Source organism: Acidithiobacillus sp. (assembly GCF_023255755.1).
GTDB lineage: Bacteria > Pseudomonadota > Gammaproteobacteria > Acidithiobacillales > Acidithiobacillaceae > Acidithiobacillus.
Map to the genome: position 1 here is coordinate 1 of NZ_JAGDVS010000194.1, position 5,243 is coordinate 5,243.

At 57.2% G+C, this 5,243-nt stretch carries 6 protein-coding genes; 5 read left to right on the forward strand and 1 reads right to left on the reverse strand.

Translation table 11 applies throughout. The features are described 5' to 3' along the window. Window positions 1-63: 63 nt before the first annotated feature. Window positions 64-1,242, reverse strand: a complete 1,179-nt coding sequence (locus Q0C48_RS13835) for an NAD(P)/FAD-dependent oxidoreductase (RefSeq protein ID WP_291525333.1) — start codon at window positions 1,240-1,242, stop codon at window positions 64-66. 300 nt (window positions 1,243-1,542) lie between these two features. Here Q0C48_RS13835 and Q0C48_RS13840 point away from each other — a divergent pair, with 300 nt between their 5' ends. The 5 genes from Q0C48_RS13840 (at window position 1,543) to argC (ending at window position 4,800) form a co-directional block, all read left to right on the forward strand. Beyond that, a complete protein-coding gene (locus Q0C48_RS13840; RefSeq protein ID WP_291525336.1) occupies window positions 1,543-2,142 on the forward strand; it encodes a nitroreductase family protein in 600 nt (199 codons plus the stop codon). Between the two features lie 86 nt (window positions 2,143-2,228). Next, on the forward strand, window positions 2,229-2,441 hold the full coding sequence (locus Q0C48_RS13845) for a DUF2892 domain-containing protein (protein WP_291525338.1): 213 nt from the start codon (window positions 2,229-2,231) through the stop codon (window positions 2,439-2,441). Between the two features lie 420 nt (window positions 2,442-2,861). Beyond that, window positions 2,862-3,290: a 50S ribosomal protein L13 gene (rplM, locus tag Q0C48_RS13850; protein ID WP_366937065.1), complete on the forward strand. Its 429-nt coding sequence runs from the start codon at window positions 2,862-2,864 to the stop codon at window positions 3,288-3,290. Between the two features lie 12 nt (window positions 3,291-3,302). Beyond that, window positions 3,303-3,689: a 30S ribosomal protein S9 gene (rpsI, locus tag Q0C48_RS13855; RefSeq protein WP_163098704.1), complete on the forward strand. Its 387-nt coding sequence runs from the start codon at window positions 3,303-3,305 to the stop codon at window positions 3,687-3,689. A 76-nt stretch (window positions 3,690-3,765) separates the two neighbouring features. Next, on the forward strand, window positions 3,766-4,800 hold the full coding sequence (argC, locus tag Q0C48_RS13860; protein ID WP_291525344.1) for an N-acetyl-gamma-glutamyl-phosphate reductase: 1,035 nt from the start codon (window positions 3,766-3,768) through the stop codon (window positions 4,798-4,800). Window positions 4,801-5,243: the final 443 nt, after the last annotated feature.

Consider the following 5,243-nt stretch of genomic DNA (forward strand, 5'->3'; position numbering starts at 1 on the left):
GCCAGACACCTATATCCAACAACCCCGTCTCTATACACAGAGACGGGGTTGTTTTGCGCGAATTTAAACAACCTGCCCCGCTGCCTGTCCGGATGCCCAAGCCCACTGGAAGTTGTAGCCGCCGAGCCAGCCGGTGACGTCGACTACTTCGCCGATGAAATAGAGGCCCGGCACCAGCTTAGACTGCAAAGTGCTGGAGGATAGTCCGTCGGTATCGACGCCGCCCAGCGTGACTTCCGCTGTGCGGTAGCCTTCGGTGCCGCTGGCGGTGATGGGCCATGCGTTGAGCTGACTGCCGATCAGTCTGAGTTCCGCGCTACGGTATTGCCGCATCGGCCGACCGTCGAACCACTGCTCGCAGAGGCGCTGCGCTAGCCGTTTCGGCAGCGCATCGCCGAGCACGGTTTTAAGTGCGGCGAGCGGTCGTGCCGTGCGCTGTTCCAACAGCCATTCACCTACGTCCTGATCCGGCAACAGGTCCATATGCAGGCTGTCTCCAGGTTGCCAGTAGGAAGAAATTTGCAGGATAGACGGACCGCTAAGGCCACGATGGGTGAACAGGAGGCCTCCGCGGAAACTCTGCCTGGCCACACTGGCTTCCACGCCCGGTAACGTGACGCCGGCCAGATCCTTATAATGCGTCTGATGGCTGCCACTCAGCGTCAGTGGCACCAGTCCAGGGCGGGTGGGTAGCACGTCGTGACCAAACTGGCGGGCGATTTCGTAGCCAAAACCCGTGGCACCCATACTGGGAATGGACAGGCCGCCGGTGGCGACTACCAGTGCTTCGGTCTGCACCTCGCCGCGCGTGGTGCGCAGGTTGAAGCCCTCAGTTATTTTGTGAACGCGCTCGATGCCGTAATTGGTTTCAATCGTCACGCCAGTTGCGGCGCATTCGTTCAGCAGCATCTGTACGATCTGCCTGGAGGAGCCATCGCAGAACAACTGGCCGAGTTCTTTTTCGTGATAGGCGATGCCGTGTTTCTCTACGAGCGCGATGAAGTCCGCAGGTGTGTAGCGCGCCAGCGCAGACTTGGGGAAATGGGGGTTGCTGCAGAGGTACTGGCTCGGCGTTACCCCGAGGTTGGTGAAATTGCAGTGGCCGCCGCCGGACATCAGGATTTTTTTACCGACCTTGTTGGCATGATCGACCAGCAGCACGCGCCGTCCGCGCTGGCCAGCCGCGATCGCGCACATGAGCCCGGCGGCACCTGCGCCGATGATCAGCACATCCACCTTCACCCGTTCACCGCGGACTCAATGCGAGACATGGTTTTTTTGTTAATCCCCATTATTTTCATTGCCTTGCTTATACGACTCGAACATTTGTCTCGGATCCTTGCTGCAGGGTAACCCCGTTCAGAAAAATCGGCTTCTTCTCATCTTTTTGTTTTGCCATGATGACGAATATTTGTACATTATCAAAGAGGATTGTTGACTTGTCGGCGCCCTATCCTGCCCACCCATATCACCCGCTTCCTTGACAATACCAACCGGTCGGTCTTAGATAGGGATTCACGCTGAAATATTATGGAGGCCGGTATGGAAGTTATTGCTGCGGTAAAAAATCGTCGTGCCGTAAAATCCTTTGATCCGCATCATAAAATGTCCGATGAAACACGGCAGGTGCTGTTGGAGACAGCGGTATTGGCACCCAGTGCGTACAACATTCAGCATTGGCGGACCGTGGACGTGCGGGACCCTGCGCAGCGGGCGGCTATTCGTGAGGTGGCCTGGGGCCAGACGCAGGTGACAGATGCTTCAGCGCTCTATGTGCTGTGTGCCGACCTCAACGCCTGGCAGGAGGAGCCGCAGCGGTACTGGGCGACATCGCCGCAGCCGGTGCAGGACTTTGTGTTGCCAAAGTTGGATGAATATTATCGCGGTAAGCCGGAGGTGGCGCGCGATGAGGCAATGCGCACTCTGGGTATTTTTGGCATGACCCTGATGCTGGTGGCGCAGGATCTTGGTTACGACTCCTGTCCCATGGACGGCTTTGATTTCGACGCGGTGGCAAAGATTATTCGTCTGCCGGCAGACTTTGCCATCGGCTATATGGTGGCGGTCGGCAAGGGTACAGGCAATGCTTGGCCGAGTAACCGGGAACCTGTGGAGAAACTGGTATATATCGATCATTTTTGAGCCCCGGGCAGATTGTCGCGGAGGGAAATGCTCTATACTCGTAATTCATTATACCGAGCAGGTGACCACCTGCGGGAGAGTTAAGAATGCCTGTCAATGAAGGAACTGCAGATCGGATTATCCGCGTGATTGTAGGGTTGGCCATTATTGTAGTGCTGGCGGTTTTTCTGCCGGGCGCAAACAAATGGTGGGCGCTGGTGGGTTTGGTGCCGCTTATTACCGGGCTTACCGGTTTCTGCGCGCTGTATACCTTGCTGGGCATCAAGACCTGTCCGATGAAGCCGCGAGCAAAATCCTGATCCTCTGAGTGCTGTTTCCCGGTTGGTCCGGGCGCTGCGTAGAAAGGCGCGGCGGCGACCGCGCCTTTCTTGTTAAACGCCTCCGGATATACCTCTGGACACTAGCTGCATGCCACCTTAGGATCCATAAAAAATTACATAGACTTTATTTGCTGGGTGAGATGGCGTAGTTCCACCGGGTTTACGCGCCTGGCCGCTGATGGGCTATCCGCACCTGGTGTTCTATCTTGAGCACCCTGATCATGTCGACGTTTGGCGCGTCTTACACGGTTAACGCGATATCCCGGCGTGGATGCAGGGGTTCGAACTCTCACGAATTCATTGGGTAGCTGTCTGAGAGCGCGCAAACACCTTGACATCCGTCCCTATCATCGCTAATCTCCCGCCCCTCAGTGAAAAACCCGAAGCCGGAGTTGTGTGATGAAGACCTATTCTGCCAAGTCTCATGAAGTGCAAGGAGACTGGTTCGTGGTGGATGCCACCGATAAAGTTCTGGGCCGCCTCTCCGTAGAGCTGGCTAAACGTTTGCGTGGCAAGCATAAGCCCGAGTATACGCCCCATGCCGATACCGGCGATTATATTGTTGTCATCAATGCCGACAAGATCGCGGTCACCGGCAACAAGGCCAAAGACAAAATTTATTACCATCACACCGGCTACGTCGGCAACCTGAAGAGTGCTTCCTTCGAGAAGATGATGGAGACGCACCCGGAGCGGATCATCGAACTCGCGGTCAAGGGCATGCTGCCCAAGAATCCGCTGGGTCGGGCGATGTTCAAGAAGCTCAAGGTTTATATCGGCTCCGAGCATCCTCATTCGGCGCAGCAGCCGCAGCCCCTGAACGTTTAAGGCGAAGACTTTATGGAACAATATTACGGTACCGGTCGGCGTAAAAGTGCAACAGCCCGCGTGTATTTGCGTCGTGGCTCAGGCAAGATCGTCATCAACAAGCGCACCCTGGAAGACTACTTTGGCCGCGAGACTTCGCGTATGGTGGTCATGCAGCCGCTGGAGTTGACCGGTCATGGTGGCCAGTTCGACATTCTGGTGAATGTCAGCGGTGGTGGTGCCAGTGGTCAGGCCGGGGCGATCCGCCATGGCATTACCCGCGCCCTCATGGTCTATGATGAAACCTTGCGCCGTCCCTTGCGCAGCGCCGGTTTCGTCACCCGTGACGCCCGCGAAGTGGAACGTAAGAAGGTCGGCAAGCATAAAGCCCGGCGTAGTCACCAGTTCTCCAAGCGTTAATCACGCGCGCTTCGGACTGGGAAACAAGCCGCCTTCGGGCGGCTTTTTCTGTTACGGCTAAGGAATGGAGGAACGTATGATTCGCGCAGGTATTGTCGGTGGTACGGGTTATACCGGGGTGGAGTTGCTGCGTTTGCTGCTGCCGCATCCGGAAGTCGAGGTGGTGGCCATCACCTCCCGTGCCGAGGCCGGGCAGCGCGTGGATGCGCATTTCCCCAATCTGCGTGGTCACTGCGATCTGAACTACACCACGCCCGATCCCGCGCTGTTGGGTGGGCTCGACGTCGTCTTTTTTGCAACACCCCATGGGGTGGCGATGGATAGTGCGCCGGAGCTGCTGGCCAAAGGTGTGCGGGTCATTGATCTGGGCGCCGATTTCCGACTGCCCGATGCAGAAGTCTTTGCTCAGTGGTACGGCATGGCCCACCGCGCGCCCGAAGCACTGGCCGAAGCCTGTTATGGCTTGCCAGAATACTATCGGGCCAAGGTCAGTGCGGCGCGGCTGATTGCCAATCCAGGCTGTTATCCGACGGCGGTCATCCTCGGCCTCGCGCCTCTGTTGGCCGAGGGCTTGCTGCGAGAGGATACACTGATCGCGGATTGCAAGTCTGGCGTCAGCGGAGCAGGTCGTACTGCTAAGGTTGGCCTGATTCTCCCCGAAGCGGCGGATAGCATCAGCGCCTATGACGTAAGCGGTCACAGGCATCGGCCGGAAATTGAGGCTGTACTCTCCGATATCAGCGGCACCCGGCTGGAGTTGCAGTTCACGCCCCACCTCATGCCCATGATCCGCGGCATCCACGCTACCCTTTACGGGCGGCTGCGCCAGCCCGTGAGCGATGCGGCGCTACAGGAGCTGTTCACCACCCGTTACGCCGGCGAGCCCTTTGTAGATGTCTTGCCCTTCGGCAGTCATCCGGCTACGCGTTCGGTGCGAGGTGCCAATGTTTGCCGTATCGCCGTTCACCAGCCCCGGCCTGGGCTGGTGGTCGGCCTCTCGGTCATCGACAATCTGGTCAAAGGGGCTGCCGGGCAGGCGGTACAAAATATGAACCGGTTGTTCTCCCTGCCGGAGGACATGGGGTTAGCGCACATCGCCTTGTTGCCATAAGGCCACAATACCCTCGGCAATGAGCGACAATGTAACTTATTGAAAGTAAATATAACGCTGGGTACGCTTCCAGATCCGTAGCCGTTCTTCTACAGCTATATAATGTAACAACCTGAAAAATATGGCCAAAGATATTGGCACCAATTTTGCTGTACTTGTCTGTTCCGCCCTGGAGCCAGCGTTGGCAGAGCTTTGGGCAAAGTGGTGATACACGGCAACCTGCTGATGTTTGAATCCGGGTAAATCGCTACCTAAGACAAGGAGTTTATTATGATCAAGTCGTCGGCTTTCGGCACTCGCCAGTTGGTACTTGCTGCCAGCGCTGCGCTACTGTGCGGTCTGACCAGCGTCTCCGCTTGGGCGGACGATGGTCTGTCGCTCGGGCTTGCGGTTCCGGGGTTGAGCGTATTTCTCGGTAATCCGCCGACCTACTACGCGCCGCC